Source organism: Ignavibacterium sp. (genome assembly GCA_032027145.1).
Lineage (GTDB): Bacteria > Bacteroidota > Ignavibacteria > Ignavibacteriales > Ignavibacteriaceae > IGN3.
This window is the reverse complement of record JAVSMP010000001.1, coordinates 461,941-477,681: the sequence shown is the minus strand read 5'-3', so window position 1 is coordinate 477,681 and position 15,741 is coordinate 461,941. Positions and strand designations below refer to the sequence as shown.

Below are 15,741 nucleotides of genomic sequence, written 5' to 3'. Positions count from 1 at the left end.
AAAATAATTTCCATTTGAGTTTGCTTTGCTAAGCATCTATTTTTCGGACAATGAAATCTGAGAAAGAAAATATTCTTGAGTCTTCAGTTCAATACATCAAATCTGTTGGACCAAAACGAGCTGAATCATTTTCCAAAATTGGTATAAATACAATACGTGATTTAATATTCTACTTCCCTTCACGCCATCTTGACCGCACAACTGTTTTAACTGCAGCAAAAGCCTATGGATATGCAATAAATGGTTTTGATGGTGAAGCTACAATAATCGCAAAAGTTGTTGATAAAGAAAAAAGAAACCTTGGCAGAAAGGAAATTCTTAAAGTTCAGTTTAGAGATGGAAGCGGGTTTATTGAATGTGTCTGGTTTCAGGGTGTAAAATATTTTCATTCTGTGTTTAATGAAGGAGATTATTTTGCAATCTCGGGTAAACCTGAAATAAATTATAACAAGCTTCAAATTGTTCATCCTGATTATGATAAGATTACAGAGGAAGAAACACAAAGTTTTCTTAACACTGGTAAAATCATTCCGTTTTATAGAATTCCAAAAGAGCTAAAGCAGAAAAACATCGGTGATTTAAGTTTACGCCGAATTATTAATACGGCGGTTGAGAGTTATGTTGATAATCTTGAAGAAACTCTTCCAAAGGAAATAATTGAACAGCATAAACTGATTGATTTAATAACTGCAGTTAAAAATTATCACTATCCGCAGAGCAAAGAATTATTTGAGAAAGCAAAGCGCAGATTTAAGTTTGAAGAAATGTTTTATCTCGAATTACTTGTTGCAATCAAGAAGAATAATTATCAAACAAAGCTTATCGGGAACAAGATGGAAATAAAATCCAAACTTGTTTCTGATTTTATCAAAACACTTTCTTTTGAATTAACAAAAGCACAATTAAATGTTTTAACAGAAATAAAAAACGATATGTTGTCTGAAAAGCCAATGAACAGGCTTTTACAAGGTGATGTTGGCAGCGGAAAAACAATCGTTGCTTTAATTTCAATGCTTATTGCTGTTGATAATGGATTCCAGGCAGCGCTGATGGCACCAACAGAAATTCTGGCTGATCAGCACGCAAAAAATATTTCAGTGATGATGAGCAAACTTTCATCGATCCACAAAGGAAAAGAAATAAAAGTTAGTTTGCTTCTTGGCGGACAAAAAAAATCCGAGCGGAGCAGAAAACTTACAGACATTGAATTGCAGGAAGCTGATATAATAATTGGTACTCACGCAATTTTTGAAGAACAGGTTAAGTTTAACAATCTTGGTTTAGTAGTAATTGATGAGCAGCATCGGTTTGGTGTTAAGCAAAGAGCAGCTTTACAAAGTAAAGGAAAAACTCCTGATGTTCTTGTTATGAGTGCAACTCCTATTCCCAGAACTCTTTCAATGACAGTTTACGGCGATTTGGATTTATCAATCATCAATGAAATGCCTAAGAACCGTATTCCAATTAAAACTGTTTTACGCGGAGAGAAAAAACTTCCGGATATTTATAAATTTATAATTGATAAAGCTAAAGAGGGATATCAAACATTTTTAGTTTATCCGCTTGTTGAGGAATCAGAAAAATTAGACTTAAAAGCTGCAACAACTTTTTATGAGGATTTGAAAGAGAATCATCTGCAAAATCTTAAGCTTGGATTGATTCACGGTAGAATGAGCTGGCAGGAAAAAGAAGAAGTGATGCTGATGTTTAAAGCTAAAGCCTTTGATGTGTTAGTTTCTACAACTGTCATAGAGGTTGGGATTGATATACCGGATGCAAATATAATTTTAATTAATGATGCACATCGATTTGGTTTATCACAGCTTCATCAGCTAAGAGGAAGAATTGGAAGAGGCAGCAAACAGGCGTATTGTATTTTAATAACCAGTGATAACATTGCTGCTAAGCAAAATGCGAATGAACTTGAACTGGAATATTTGTCATCTTCACAGCTTGAAAGATATAAATCATCTGTAAGACTTCAGTCAATGGTTAAATATCTTGATGGATTTAAAATTTCAGAGATAGATTTAAAACTTCGCGGACCTGGAGATATCTTTGGAACAAAGCAAAGCGGTTTCCCTGAATTGAAGTACACAAACATCGTTGATGATCAGGAATTAATACTCGAAGCGAAGCAAAGTGCTTTCAAATTAATAGAAGTTGACCCAAAGTTAGAAAAAAAAATTTCTGTGATCATCCGCGAAAATCTTATCAAACACTACTCCGAAAATCTTTCTTATGCTAAAATAGCATAACAGAAATTAATCACTACATCAATTCTATATCGATAAACAAAGCCTGTTAATGATATTGATAAAAAAAATATCTGAAAAAAATATTTAAAAATATTTTCTGCAGAGTAAAATTACGGTTGATGATGCTTTAAAAATTAATTTTAAACAAAGTTGCCGAGTTATTGACAAAAATTTTATAAACATTATATTTGCTATCGAAAAAATTATTGTAGGAGAAAAAAATATTTTATCGTCCTTCTTTAATAAGAAGTTGAATGTTGCTTTGGCATATAATGTTAAACCAGAAAGTGATTCTTTCTCCGCAATAGTGTCTCCAAATCCTAATCCATCTTCAAAAAAATTAAATTCAAAAATTGATGAATATGCTGAGTGGGATACGTTGGAAACAATTAATGCTGTTAAGGATGCAATCTCAATTTACAATAATGTTTTTCTTATCGAAGCTGACGAAGAAGCCTACAACAAATTCAGAGAGGCAAAACCTGATATAGTTTTTAACATTGCTGAAGGTTCAAATGGTGTTAGCCGCGAAGCACAAATCCCCGCAATACTTGATTTACTTAAAATACCTTACACTGGTTCCGATGCTCTTACTTTAGCAATATGTTTGGATAAAGCACGCACGAAAGAAATTTTAAGTTATCATAAAATTCCGAATGCAAAATTTTTCGTAGCTGAAAAAATTGAAGATGCAGAATCTAACAGCTTACAATTTCCGATGATTGTAAAACCAATCAGCGAAGGTTCCGGCAAAGGAATTTACACTTCGTCTTTTGTTCACAGCAAATCTGAACTTAAAAGAGAGATTGAAAGAATAACTTCTGAATACAATCAGGCAGCATTGGTAGAAGAATTTTTACCGGGGCGTGAGTTTACAGTTGCTATTCTTGGAAATGACGGTGATGCAAAAGTACTTCCTGCAATTGAAATGAGATATGATAAATATCCGGAAGGTACTGCACCTCTTTATTCTTACGAGGCAAAATGGATTCTTGATACGAAAGAAAATGAATTTGATGTGTTTGACTGTCCGGCTGATATTTCAAAAGAGCTTGAAGAAAGGATAAATAAAGTTTGTCTTGATACTTATAGAGTCTTAAGATGCCGCGATTGGAGCAGAATAGATTTGCGTCTTGCTAAAAACGGCGAACCGAATATTATTGAAATTAATCCTTTACCTGGAATCATTCCCGATCCAAACGAGAATTCAAGCTTTCCTAAAGCTGCTCGTGCAGCAGGGATTGAGTATAACGATATGATTAATTACGTTTTAGCTGCTGGCATCAGGAGATATAATCTTTTATAGATTACATGAAAACAAAAGCTAAAATATTAATTTGTTTCAATTCACCTGTAAGCATATTTCCGATTTATAACGGTAAACCTGCTGATGAAAAATCAGACAGTAAGGATTTATCAGAACATTCTTTTGCATCTAATATGCTGGAAATTGAAAATCACTTAAGAACCTTTTTTACAGATGTTAGTTCCTTAGCTGTTGATAGAGATGTTAACCGGACTATTCATGAAATAACCAAATATAACCCTGATGCAATTTTAAATTTTGTTGAGTCAGTTGAAGGAATCGCACACTATGAATACTGTATGGCTGGTTTATATGAGTTATTGGAATATGAATACACAGGAAATGTACCTCAAACACTCGGCAATTGTCTGAATAAAAGAAGGACAAAAGAAATATTATACTCGAACGGAATAAAAACTCCAAGAGCAATAACTTTAGCACCAAATCAAAAGTTCAGTAAAAAAGATATTGATCTTAACTATCCTCTAATTCTAAAACTCATTGATGAAGATGCAAGTATAGGTATTTCGGAAAATTCTGTTGTAAATAATTACAAAGAATTAAGAAAGCATTATACTTTTTTAACAGAGACATATAATAAAAATCTGATAGTTGAAGAATATATAGTTGGTAGAGAATTAAACTGTGCTGTTCTTGGTGGTAAAACTTTACCAATATCAGAGATAGATTTTACCGGTTTGCCGAAAAATTTACCAAAGATAGTAACCTATGATGGCAAGTGGATAGAAGGAAGCACTTATTATAATTATACAAAACCGGTGTGTCCGGCTAATCTTGAGAATGATTTAAAAATTCAATTAGAAGAAATTGCAGTTAATGCATACAATGTTTTAGGATGCAGAGATTACGCACGGGTTGATATTAGATTATCCGGTGATGAAATACCTTATGTGATCGAAGTAAATCCTAATCCTGATGTGTCAAGTGATTCTGGTTTTGCAAGAGCTGCTGCAGCTTCAGGAAAAAATTATAGTGAACTTTTATTTACCATAACTGATTTTGCATTACAGAGAAAGTACAATGATCCGAAAAATAAAGCAGTCTGATGAAGTTGAAATTGAAAAGATGCTCTCAAGGATACCAAACTTTAATGAAGAAGAAATTAAAGTTGCAATGGAACTGGTGAGTATTTCTGTTATGAATCCTCATCAAGACGACTATCATATTTATGTATATGAAAAAGATGGCAAGATTATTGGTTATCATTGTACAGGAAAGCGTCCTTTAACTGACGGGGTTTATGATCTTTATTGGATTGTTTCCGATCCAACTTCCTCGGGCAAAGGAATCGGAAAAAGTCTTTTAACTCATGCTGAAGAGTTTGTGAGAAACAATAACGGCAGATGGCTGCTTGCCGAAACTTCTTCCAAAGAAAGTTATTCTTCTACACAAAACTTTTATCTTAGAAATAATTACTCGATTATTTCAGAGATAAGAGATTTTTACGCAGTGGGTGATAACCTGCTGGTATTTGGAAAGTTTTTTTCTAATAAGAATCACTGAGGAATCGTTATGGAACTTTGGCAGCAAATGGTACGGGACAGTGTTCATACTGTAGAGCAGCTTGTAGAAAAATTCGGGATCGACCGCAAAGTAGCGGCAGACCTTGATGAATTTTTCCAGGCTCGTATCAATCCATATTATTTTAATTTAATCCGTTATCCGGGAGATCCTATCTGGCGTCAATGTGTGCCTGATAAAACCGAGCTGGAAGACTTTGATGCAGCTGAAGATCCTCTGATGGAAGATGCTATGAGTCCGGTACCTAATATCACTCATCGCTACCCGGATCGTGCGCTGTTTCTTGTTACAAGTCAATGCGGATTGTATTGCCGATTCTGTACCAGGAAAAGAAAAGTTGGGGATTACGAAAAGATTTCGATGAGAGGACTTGAAAGTGCATTCAATTATCTTGAGCAGCATACAGAAATACGCGATGTAATACTTTCGGGCGGCGACCCTTTAATGTTGACGGATGCAATGTTAGAGAAAATACTGCAAAGGATAAGAAAAATTCCTCACATAGAGATAATAAGACTTGGTTCAAGAATGCCTTGTGTACTTCCGCACCGTATAACAACTAAGCTTGTTAATATGCTGAAGAAGTACCATCCTATTTACTGCAATACACATTTCAATCATCCTTGGGAAATTACTCCCGAAAGTTCTAAAGCATGTCAAATGATGGCTGATGCCGGGATACCTATGGGAAATCAGACAGTTATTATGAAGGGTGTAAATGATGATCCTGCAGTTATGAAAGAATTAGTTCAAAAACTTCTTAAAATACGAGTGCGTCCGTATTATATGTATATGGCAGATGAAACTAAAGGAGCCAATCATTTCAGAACTTCAATCGAAACAGGAATAAGTATAGTTGAAGCTTTACGCGGTCATACAAGCGGTCTTGCTGTTCCGCACTTTGTTATTGATGCACCTGGCGGCGGCGGTAAAATTCCTTTACTTCCCAATTATGTTTTACATAAAGATGAAGAAAGAATAATTCTAAGAAACTTCCAGCATAAGATTTATACTTATAAGAATTATGCTGATGCAAATAATCCTAACGGATATGGCAGCAAGAACAAAGTCAATGGAAAGAATGGCAGAAACGGAAGTAACGGAAACGGCAAAGGAAAGAAAGAAGATCTGAAACCGAAGAGGATTAAACTTCCTGTGCTTGAGGAAGTAACAAATTAAAAACAAAACCCCGATGCGAATCGGGGTTTTTTGATTATTAATATTCATCTGATTTCCACTTTAATGGATTACCAAATTTTTTCTTTTGGGTTGTAGTAGGAACATGGCATGCCCTGTCTCTACTGTTTAATATAATTATTCAATGTCCATGGTTAGGCATAATATTAAAGTCATCTAATTCTGCGGAATAAAAATGATCCGGAATACTAAGCCAACAATCACTTACAATTTTACCATAATTATTTGGAACCATATTGTTGTTCCTAACTTCACCAAATAAATATTCCCGGTTATATGCGCAGAAGGTAACCTAGTACTAATTGGGATTTGTATAGTCGTATTCTTTTAATCTTATGCTTCTTTTGTGATGAGTTTTAGAATTGTACTCTTTTTAACTAATAATTATTAAAATATCATCTTCAACAAATCTTTCTCTAAACTCTCTGCGGGTGTTTCAACTATTCTGCCGATCTCACTACCGTCTTTGTAAAAAATAATTGTTGGAACGAATTCTATTTCAAGCCCTTCTGCTTCGTTTGATAAACCTTTCTTTTCACGGTCAACTCCAATTAAAGTAATAGAGTTTAAATCGTAATTAAGTTCACTAAGGATTTTAAATAATCTTGGCAACTGTTCCCTGCTATCGCTGCAGGTTGAACGGAAAACTATTGTGATAATTATCTGATCAAGTTTGCCTTCAAGTCTATCAAGAGTTTCATAATCCGGCTGATAGTTTTTGAATTCTTCAGACCAGGTATTGTTAAAAACAGAATCATTCATTTCACTTACAGGGCAGTAGCCGAGGATTAAAGGCTCTCCGGTTTTTTCATCGGGAATAATTTTGTAATCCTGAGAAAATATTTGGATAGTGGTAATTATGATTGCAATTGGAATAAGATATCTGAACATATTTTTTTCTTCATCTATCATCCTGAGCGAAGATGAAGGATGACAATTAATAAATATAACATTGCGTCACACTTCTACTTCGCTCCGTGTGACAAAAGATTTAATCTTTTTTATTTCTTAGATCAATCCCCCACATAAGTTTATTACGGAGTGTTTCAAAATAAGTTGTTACTGAAGTATGAATCAGTTTTAATGTTTTGTCGGTTTTCTTAATTTTAATTTCCAATGGAGGTGGAAAAGAATATGATCTTTGCCCGTCACAATTTACTTTAATTGCTGTGTGAAGTGAATCAGCTTTAATTAATATTTCCTGATTTCCCGGAAGAACTAACGGTCTAACAGTAAGGCTATGTGGTGATATTGGGGCAATTGTGATTACATCTGTCTTTGGAGATACTATAGGTCCGCCAACAGAAATCGAATATCCAGTTGAACCGGTTGGTGTTGCTATAATTAAACCATCAGCCGAAAGAGTTGTAACATATTCATCATCTATCCGGATAGTTAATTCAATCATTTTTGCCCAGCCGCCTTTATCAATAACAATATCATTTATTGCATAAAATTTTTCTGATTTATATCCAACGACATCACCTGAAATTAACATTCGCTCTTCAATTTTATAATTACCATTTTTCAGATCAGAAATTACTTTATCCATTTGTTCAATATTTACCTCAGCTAAAAAGCCAAGCTTACCAAGATTTACACCAAGGACAGGTTTATCATAAAACTGCGCATTAAAGGCTGTAGCGAGCATTGTTCCATCTCCGCCAATTGAAATTATAATATCGCTTTCTTTATAGATTTCTATATCATCATCAGCAAAATTTTTATTTTGTCCAATTTTAAGCTTACCTTGTTCTTCAAACAGTGATTTGGTTAAGAGATAATTAATATTATTCTTTTTTAGCTTTGCAAGAAAGGATGAAACTACATCAAAGACTTTTTCTTTTGTGGTATTGGCAATAATTCCAATTAACATTTTTCTGCTCTTGTCAAAAAATTGATTGAGTAAACTTACAATTATTTAATGATAAAATTGTTTATAATATTTGCAATAACAGCTTAATCATTAAGTTCAGTTTTATACAGACATTACTAAAATTTATGATTTAATAAATTCAGATTTTTAATTATTTCTTTAAATGAATTTTACTTATTTATTCCAAATTCCTGATGCATTATTGTTAATAATCTTATAATATTGAACTGGTGACCAGACAGATGCAATAATCAAACAAATATTTGTTGCAAGTATTACTCCCGAAATACCAAGTCCGAATTGTTTAGCTAGTAAAATTGACAGAGGTATGTTTAATAGTGCTGTGAATATTGAATAATATAAAGCGATTCGAATTTTACCGACTCCATTTATAAAATAAGCAAATATATTATTCCAGTTTGCAATTATTACAAAAGCTCCGGTAAAGACTGAAAGAATAAATGGTACCTGCATTTCTGAACCTACCCAGATACTATAAACTATGTTGGATATTATAATCATCAGAACAGCAATAAAAGAAAGTAATGCCCAGATTAATAATAATTTTTGTACTGCATTTCGTATCCAGCTGTATTCTTTTTTTACGTAAGCTTCGGTAAAAGCAGACCAGAAAGGGGCTAACACTACATTGAATACAAGCGGAATCATATAAAAATATTTATATGCAATGTTATAAATAACAACCTGCTCCGGACCAAACAATTGAGCGATAATTATATTGTCAGTCGTAAAAACAATTAAACCTGAAATTTGAATTATAAAAAACTGCATTCCGAGTTTTACAAGATTTGATGAATACTTAAAATCAATAAATCTGATTGAAGGAGATATGTTTTTATAATGACCTGAAAACAAAAAAAATGATGCAGCAAAGAGAACGAGTACAGGAACACCGCTTGACACTATTGCAAAAGCAACAAAAGACTTTTGGGTTGTTTGTGAAAGGATAAATACAGCTAATAATATCAAAGCGTTGATTGATAGACTTAATACTCCATTTAATGCTGGACGCTGGTCAGCATTAATAATTGAAGTGAGCAGTTTAAGTAAAAACTGCACCAGAAATAAAACTATAATCCAAAGAACCAAAGTATTTAATAGATTAGCATAATCTAAAGGTGCTTGAAGTATAGAAGCCCAATTTAGCATTCCATGCACAGCCAAATAAATTAAAAATGCAAAAGTAATTCCGATGGAAAACACAATATAAGCTGTACTTACATAGATACGTGCTAATTTTAAATCATTTAATGCTAACGATTCTGCAAGTTTATTCCTTAATCCATTTCCAATACCAAAGTCCAAATTAATTAACCAGCTAAGAATTGAAGCTAAGGTTAACCAGATTCCATATTCTACATTTCCCAAATAAGCTATTGAAACAGGTACCAATGCCATTATTGAAAAGAAATTGAATACTTGTAAGATAAAAAGAAGTATGATGTTCTTTTTTGCTTTCTCTGAACGGGAAGCATTTTTGAAATTAAAGAGATCAGAAAAAAAATATTTAAGTCTTAGAGTTTTCAAATATAGTAACCGAAATAATTACACATCTACTTTATCTTTAATGTGTAAAAATAAACAAAGATTTTTTACTAAATTTAAAGACATAATAGATACATCTTTAGAAAAAATGAAAGAAATACGGAAAATCATTTCCTTATTGTTATTAAAAGTCTCCCGAAAATCTGCAGCTGAAATTGCCTGGGTAGCATTGGGACAAACAATAAATTTATTTCTTGGCTTTATAATAATAAAATTTATTTCCAAAATTGGTCCGGAACAATATGGAGTTTATACTCTGATATTAACGATTTCTGCTCTGTTAGGATTGTTTTATAGTTCATTTTTACAGGGGTTTCTTAGATATTATTATCACTACGAAAACCTGAATCAAAGAAGTCACTTTGTATTATTAATGTATAGATTCTTAAAAATTTCAATCCTGATTTTTATTATTATAACTATTATTACTTCACTGCTGTCTCCCTTTAAAAATGAATTTTATAACAGTCTATTCTTATTGATTTCAGGACTATTTATAATAGTTTCTAAAGTCAGTGAGTTTTTCAATTCTATTTTGAATTTAATCAGAAAAAGAAGAGAAAATTCCCTTTTACAGGCTTTAGAAAAAATATTGATGATTATTATTGTGGTAATACTGTTAAAAAAAAACAATCTGGAATTATTTAACATATTACTCACCTTTGGTTGTATTTCGCTTTCTATAGTATTTATTAAAATATATACATTCAGCAAGTATGACCCGATAAAAATTACCGAAGTAAATCAGAATGATATACAAAAAAAGATGATCAGAACAGTTCTGATATATGTATCACCTTTTTTAATCTGGGCTATTGCCGGCTGGTTTCAAATGAATGGAGAAAAGTGGATAATTAACGCTGTTTTATCTGTTAAAGAAGTCGGCATTTATGCAATTATGATAGCGATAGTCAATGCTTTAATAGTTATTCCAAATAATATCATTAATGAGTTTGCCGCTCCAATCATTTTCAAACAATTTGCTGATATTAATAATAAAGAGAATGTAGATACTGGCTACACCTATATTAAGATAAGTACACTGCTTGTTTTCTCAATTACTTTAATCGCCACTCTTTTAACAATTTTATGGGGAGACAAAATAATAGTGTTAGTAAGCAGTAATAATTATTCAATGTATTGGAAAGTTCTCCCATTATTAGCTTTAGGCACGGGTTTGTTTTATACAGGACAAACACAAACTCTGCTTGGTCTAGGACTTAGTAAACCTCAAAAATATATTGCACCTAAATTAATCATTGGTATTGGGTCTGTTGGATTAAATGTGTTATTTATTTCAAATTTTGGTTTTCAGGGAATTGCATACTCGATTTTGGTTATAGGTGTAATCTATGTTTTTTATATTTCATTAGTTAATAAAAGAATATTAAAAATAAATTAATTATTATGTCTAAAGCACTTATTGCAATTCTTAAATATGATTATGGAGTTGAATCTAGAGGTTATTCTTTTGAGTATAATAACATTTATTTGCCGGTTTGTTCTCTTCTAAAACAAAGTAATGTGATTTTATTTGATTTCTTTTCTGAACTCAAATCACTTGGTAGGAGTGGTATGAACAAGAAGCTAAAAGAAATTGTTATAGATGAGAAACCAGATTTTGCTTTGTTTGCTTTGTTTGAAAATGAATTCGATGAAGACACAATATCTTCACTAAGAGATTATACAAAAACAATTTCTTATTTTATTGATGATCCGTGGAGGGTAGAGTTTGCAAAACACTGGAGGAAGTATTTCAACTACTTCTCTACGCCGGATTATTATACTTATCAGAAATATTTGCTTGATAATATAACAAACGTAATTTATTCGCCTTTTGGATTTAATCCTGATATTTATAAAAAACTTGATCTTGAAAAATGCTATGATGTATCATTCGTTGGTAATTATAGTCCTTTCAGAAGATGGATTATCGATTCACTTAGGAAAAAAGGCATCAATGTAAATGTATATGGAAGAAATTGGGGCAAGTATGGCAAATGGGTTTCACAGGATGATGTTGTAAGAATTTTTAATCAAAGTAAAATCAACCTTAATCTTTCAAATGCAGTATATTATGATGTAAAATATCTTTTGCATTCAGCCTTTTCAATTAAAGATTGGAAGGAATTATTACTTCTGAAAAAAAATAAAGAACAGGTTAAAGGCAGACATTTTGAAATTAATGCCTGCGGTGCTTTCCAGTTAAGTTATTTTGTTCCCGGATTAAATTTGATTTATGAAATTGATAAAGAAATTGCTGTGTTTGAAAGCGTTAATCATCTTGCTGATGAAATTAATTTTTTTCTTAATAATGATTCATTGAGAAATTCAATTGCAGAAGCCGGATATAAGAGATCTTTAACCGATCATTCGTCAATTCAATATTTAGATAACCTCATTAAAAAGGTGCTGGAATAACAAGACAATGAGAGTATTAAAAAATATTGCAATACGATTGACTGGTAATTTCTTAGCTCAGAAATTATTGAGGAAGAATCTTGAAGTCTCAAGTTATCTGATGGGTATCGGTGCGGGAACAAATGTTAAAGAAAGCGGAGAATTAGTTTTAGTAAAGCAGATATTACATTCTAAAAAAAATAAAACAGTTATTTTTGATGTTGGTGCAAATGTCGGGCTGTTCAGTAATCTGATGATATCTGAACTAACCGGTAAATTGGATTATGAACTGCATAGTTTTGAACCATCAAGAACTACTTTCAAAGAGTTAGAAAAGAATATTAAACCTGGCGAAAATATTTACTTAAATAATTTTGCATTCGGGAAAGAAAAGAAAAAATCCAGTTTGTTTTATGATTTTGCAGGATCCGGACTCGCATCACTTACTAAAAGGAAGCTCGAACATTTTAATATTAATTTTGATTATTCTGAAGATATTCTGGTGGATACTTTAGATAATTATTGTCAAAATAAGAACATTGAAAGTATAGACTTACTTAAAATTGATGTAGAAGGACACGAGTTGGATGTTTTAATAGGAGGGGCGGATATGTTTAGTAATAAAAAAATTAAGCTTGTTAGTTTTGAGTTTGGTGGGTCTAATATTGATACTAAAACCTATTACAGAGATTTTTATTATTTCTTTAAAGAATATAAAATGAAAATCTATCGTATTACACCATCTTCTTTTCTGGTTCCTATGAATGGTTATAAAGAGATATACGAACAATTTAGAACAACAAATTTTATTGCAACACTCGAAACTAATTAATTTTTACATGTTTACTATCTTATTAAAAGAATCCGGTCTATATCCTAAAAACCTGTTTTATTTATTAAAAGGATTTCCGGTTTATATTAAAAACAAAGCCTTGTTAAAAAAACAATTAAAAACAACTAACGCACCATTTAAAATTGCAAAACTCTATCCGCAGTTAACGGATAGATTTGATACAAGCGGCTCTTTTCCATTGCATTATTTTTATCAGGATCTTTATGTAGCCCAAAGAGTATTCAATAATCTTTCTGTAAAACATGTAGATATTGGTTCAAGAATAGACGGATTTGTAACTCATGTGGCATCATTTAGAGAAATTGAAGTTATTGATATAAGAGAAATTAAAGGAAATATTCCTAATGTTTCTTTTATAAGAGCTGATCTTATGGCTGCAGATTTTAACTTACTCGATTATTGTGATTCAGTTAGTTGTTTACATACTATTGAGCATTTTGGACTTGGCAGATACGGCGATCCTGTTGATGTAAACGGTCATTTAAAGGGACTACAAAACATAACTAATATGCTTAAGAAAAACGGCAGACTTTATCTCTCCACTTTAATAGGTCCTCAAAGAATTGAATTTGATGCACACAGAGTATTTTCAGTTAAATATCTTATTGAGCTGATTGAAGAAAATTTTATCATAGAAAAATTTTCATATATAGATGATAATAATAAACTGCATATCTCTGTTGAATTGTCGGAAAAGAATATTCAAAATAATTTTTACTGCAGTTACGGCTGTGGAATTTTTGAATTAATAAAAAAATAAATGTCTGATGCCTTGAAAAATCAACCATTGGTTTCGGTTATTATTCCCGGTTATAATTGCGAGGAATTCATTGAGCAGACAATCAAGTCTGTATTGAATCAGACTTATCAAAATTATGAAATAATCTTTGTTGATGATGGATCAACTGACAAGACGATAAAACTTGTTGAAAAGTTAGCACAGGGTGATACACGAATTAAAATTTTTATTTTAGAGCATGCCGGCAGACCTTCAGTTCCACGGAATTATGGTGTTAAAAAATCCTCAGGAGATTTCATTGCCTTTCTTGATGCTGATGATTTATGGACTAAGGATAAATTAGACTATCAATTAAATTATTTAATTAATAATACTCAGATTTCATTAGTCTATTCAATGTGCTTTACATTTGGTAAAGTAAATTTTTTTTCTGAAATGTTTGAGCTTTTGCCGCTTCCATTTCGTGCTGCACGAAATAGAGAAGATCTGATTAAGATAGGAAATACAATTCCTCTTTCGTCGGTATTAATTCGGAAAAAAGCGTTTGAAGAAGCTGGCGGATTTGATGAAGATCCTGACGATAAACTGGAAGATTATGGTCTATGGCTGGAAGTAAGTAAAGATCATAGTATTCATTTTATTCCAAGAGTTCATGTTTATTATCGCATACATGAAAATCAATTCTCTTCGGATTGGATTAGCAAGGAAAAGAGTCTGAAATATCTTGCAAGGAAAAAAAATATAGAGTTGAATTCTTATAAGTATTATCGGAAAAAAGGCTTGCTCTTTTTATTAGTAAGGAATTCACTTCACTACTTAATTTATATCACATATAAATTTATCGGTTACTTTGATAATAGAGAACGCTTATCAGAAAAATAAGGAAAGAGTTGTCTGAAATTAAACCAAATATTTTAATCATTACTTCACGCTCTGATTTTGGCGGTGGTCCCGAACATATATTTAAATTAGTAAACAACTTGAAAGAGCAGGTTAGTTTTTGTATTGCGGCTCCAACTGACTATCCATATTATGACAAATACAGCAAATTGATCGGAAAAGAAAATATATTGGTTATCCCTCATCGAAAGTTTAAAATCTCTCCTCTATTCAAACTTGTTTGGATTGTTAAAAAGAGAAAGATAGATATCGTTCACTCTCATGGTAAAGGTGCGGGCATTTACAGCAGATTGGTAAGATTTTTTAGAAATGTTAAAGTAATTCATACTTTTCATGGGATTCATGTAGATAATTACAATTCTTTTCAAAAATTTCTCTACATATTACTCGAAAGATTACTTGCACTGAAGACCGATAAGTTTATAAATGTATCTCAGGGAGAAAATGTAATAACAAAAAAGTATCATATCGCTTCTTCAGATAAGTTAATTGTTATAGAAAATGGAGTAGAAATACCTGAAATCAAAGTTGATAACAATAACTTTGAGCAAAATCCCAAAATAATTGTTTCATTTTCACGTTTTGATCATTCAAAAAATTCTGAGCTTTTGATACCCATTGCTTTAGGATTAAAAGAACTCAATCAGATTAATGATTTCAGAATTCTGGTGTATGGTGAAGGTCCAGATCAGAATAAGGTAAAGGAACTGATAAAAACTAATAGTTTAGCAGAATATATCATCTTAAAAGGTACTACTACTGAGCCGGATAAAATACTTCTTAGTTCCTTTTGTTACATTTCAACATCAAGATGGGAAGGAATGCCGCTTGGAGTTTTGGAAGCATACGCACATGGATTACCAGTGATTGCAACTAATGTAACAGGAAATTTTAACATTGTTGAGAATAATGTTGATGGATTTTTATTTGATATAAACAAACCTTATGATGCATCCAAGTTAATAATTGATTTATCAAATAATAAAACATTATGGAAGAGTCTTTCCGATAATTCAAGATTGAAAGCTGAAAGAAATTATAGTATTAATAGAGTAGTTGCTGAAACAAAAAAATTATATTTAAAAATTATATCCTGAGATAATC

The 15,741-nt window shown here is 31.8% G+C and carries 14 protein-coding genes; 11 read left to right on the top strand and 3 right to left on the bottom strand.

Features of this window, described 5'->3' with window-relative positions; all coding sequences use genetic code 11:
* Positions 1-50: 50 nt before the first annotated feature.
* The 5 genes from recG to ROY99_01820 all read left to right on the top strand — a co-directional run bounded on the left by recG (position 51) and on the right by ROY99_01820 (position 6,285).
* Positions 51-2,258: an ATP-dependent DNA helicase RecG gene (recG, locus tag ROY99_01840; protein MDT3695101.1), complete on the top strand. Its 2,208-nt coding sequence runs from the start codon at positions 51-53 to the stop codon at positions 2,256-2,258.
* 262 nt (positions 2,259-2,520) lie between these two features.
* On the top strand, positions 2,521-3,564 hold the full coding sequence (locus tag ROY99_01835) for an ATP-grasp domain-containing protein (protein MDT3695100.1): 1,044 nt from the start codon (positions 2,521-2,523) through the stop codon (positions 3,562-3,564).
* Positions 3,565-3,569: 5 nt separating this feature from the next.
* The gene (locus ROY99_01830) at positions 3,570-4,631 is read left to right on the top strand and encodes an ATP-grasp domain-containing protein (GenBank protein MDT3695099.1); all 1,062 of its coding nucleotides are present in this window, start codon (positions 3,570-3,572) and stop codon (positions 4,629-4,631) included.
* A complete protein-coding gene (locus ROY99_01825; GenBank protein MDT3695098.1) occupies positions 4,606-5,088 on the top strand; it encodes a GNAT family N-acetyltransferase in 483 nt (160 codons plus the stop codon). Before ROY99_01830 ends, ROY99_01825 begins: the two co-directional genes overlap by 26 nt.
* A 9-nt stretch (positions 5,089-5,097) precedes the next feature.
* Positions 5,098-6,285 carry a KamA family radical SAM protein gene (locus tag ROY99_01820; GenBank protein ID MDT3695097.1) on the top strand — a complete coding sequence of 396 codons (1,188 nt, stop codon included), beginning with the start codon at positions 5,098-5,100 and terminating at the stop codon, positions 6,283-6,285.
* 405 nt (positions 6,286-6,690) lie between these two features.
* Here the strand turns inward: ROY99_01820 and ROY99_01815 are convergent, their stop codons facing one another.
* The 3 genes from ROY99_01815 to ROY99_01805 all read right to left on the bottom strand — a co-directional run bounded on the left by ROY99_01815 (position 6,691) and on the right by ROY99_01805 (position 9,727).
* Positions 6,691-7,215: a thioredoxin family protein gene (locus tag ROY99_01815; GenBank protein MDT3695096.1), complete on the bottom strand. Its 525-nt coding sequence runs from the start codon at positions 7,213-7,215 to the stop codon at positions 6,691-6,693.
* 79 nt (positions 7,216-7,294) lie between these two features.
* Entirely contained in the window at positions 7,295-8,179 is an 885-nt protein-coding gene (locus tag ROY99_01810; GenBank protein MDT3695095.1) for an NAD(+)/NADH kinase, read from the bottom strand.
* 174 nt (positions 8,180-8,353) lie between these two features.
* Positions 8,354-9,727, bottom strand: a complete 1,374-nt coding sequence (locus ROY99_01805; protein ID MDT3695094.1) for a hypothetical protein — start codon at positions 9,725-9,727, stop codon at positions 8,354-8,356.
* A 106-nt stretch (positions 9,728-9,833) separates the two neighbouring features.
* On the opposite strand from ROY99_01805, the gene ROY99_01800 reads away from it, so the two are divergent.
* From ROY99_01800 to ROY99_01775, 6 genes are read left to right on the top strand one after another with little or no spacing between them, the layout of a single operon-like run.
* Positions 9,834-11,147 carry a hypothetical protein gene (locus ROY99_01800; GenBank protein MDT3695093.1) on the top strand — a complete coding sequence of 438 codons (1,314 nt, stop codon included), beginning with the start codon at positions 9,834-9,836 and terminating at the stop codon, positions 11,145-11,147.
* A gap of 5 nt (positions 11,148-11,152) precedes the next feature.
* Entirely contained in the window at positions 11,153-12,166 is a 1,014-nt protein-coding gene (locus ROY99_01795; GenBank protein MDT3695092.1) for a glycosyltransferase, read from the top strand.
* A 7-nt stretch (positions 12,167-12,173) separates the two neighbouring features.
* Positions 12,174-12,977 (top strand): FkbM family methyltransferase, encoded by an 804-nt coding sequence (locus ROY99_01790; protein MDT3695091.1) that lies wholly within the window; start codon positions 12,174-12,176, stop codon positions 12,975-12,977.
* Positions 12,978-12,984: 7 nt separating this feature from the next.
* Positions 12,985-13,758: a DUF268 domain-containing protein gene (locus ROY99_01785; protein MDT3695090.1), complete on the top strand. Its 774-nt coding sequence runs from the start codon at positions 12,985-12,987 to the stop codon at positions 13,756-13,758.
* On the top strand, positions 13,759-14,619 hold the full coding sequence (locus tag ROY99_01780; protein MDT3695089.1) for a glycosyltransferase family A protein: 861 nt from the start codon (positions 13,759-13,761) through the stop codon (positions 14,617-14,619).
* 8 nt (positions 14,620-14,627) lie between these two features.
* Positions 14,628-15,734, top strand: coding sequence for a glycosyltransferase (locus ROY99_01775; protein MDT3695088.1), 1,107 nt, complete (start codon positions 14,628-14,630; stop codon positions 15,732-15,734).
* The last annotated feature ends 7 nt before the right edge of the window (positions 15,735-15,741 follow it).

Bases quoted from the DNA above. Each gene is read 5' to 3' on its own strand.
- recG (MDT3695101.1), top strand. From the start codon at position 51: ATGAAATCTGAGAAAGAAAATATTCTTGAGTCTTCAGTTCAATACATC.
- ROY99_01830 (MDT3695099.1), top strand. From the start codon at position 3,570: ATGAAAACAAAAGCTAAAATATTAATTTGTTTCAATTCACCTGTAAGC.
- ROY99_01825 (MDT3695098.1), top strand. From the start codon at position 4,606: ATGATCCGAAAAATAAAGCAGTCTGATGAAGTTGAAATTGAAAAGATG.
- ROY99_01820 (MDT3695097.1), top strand. From the start codon at position 5,098: ATGGAACTTTGGCAGCAAATGGTACGGGACAGTGTTCATACTGTAGAG.
- ROY99_01815 (MDT3695096.1), bottom strand. From the start codon at position 7,215: ATGATAGATGAAGAAAAAAATATGTTCAGATATCTTATTCCAATTGCA.
- ROY99_01810 (MDT3695095.1), bottom strand. From the start codon at position 8,179: ATGTTAATTGGAATTATTGCCAATACCACAAAAGAAAAAGTCTTTGAT.
- ROY99_01800 (MDT3695093.1), top strand. From the start codon at position 9,834: ATGAAAGAAATACGGAAAATCATTTCCTTATTGTTATTAAAAGTCTCC.
- ROY99_01795 (MDT3695092.1), top strand. From the start codon at position 11,153: ATGTCTAAAGCACTTATTGCAATTCTTAAATATGATTATGGAGTTGAA.
- ROY99_01790 (MDT3695091.1), top strand. From the start codon at position 12,174: ATGAGAGTATTAAAAAATATTGCAATACGATTGACTGGTAATTTCTTA.
- ROY99_01785 (MDT3695090.1), top strand. From the start codon at position 12,985: ATGTTTACTATCTTATTAAAAGAATCCGGTCTATATCCTAAAAACCTG.
- ROY99_01780 (MDT3695089.1), top strand. From the start codon at position 13,759: ATGTCTGATGCCTTGAAAAATCAACCATTGGTTTCGGTTATTATTCCC.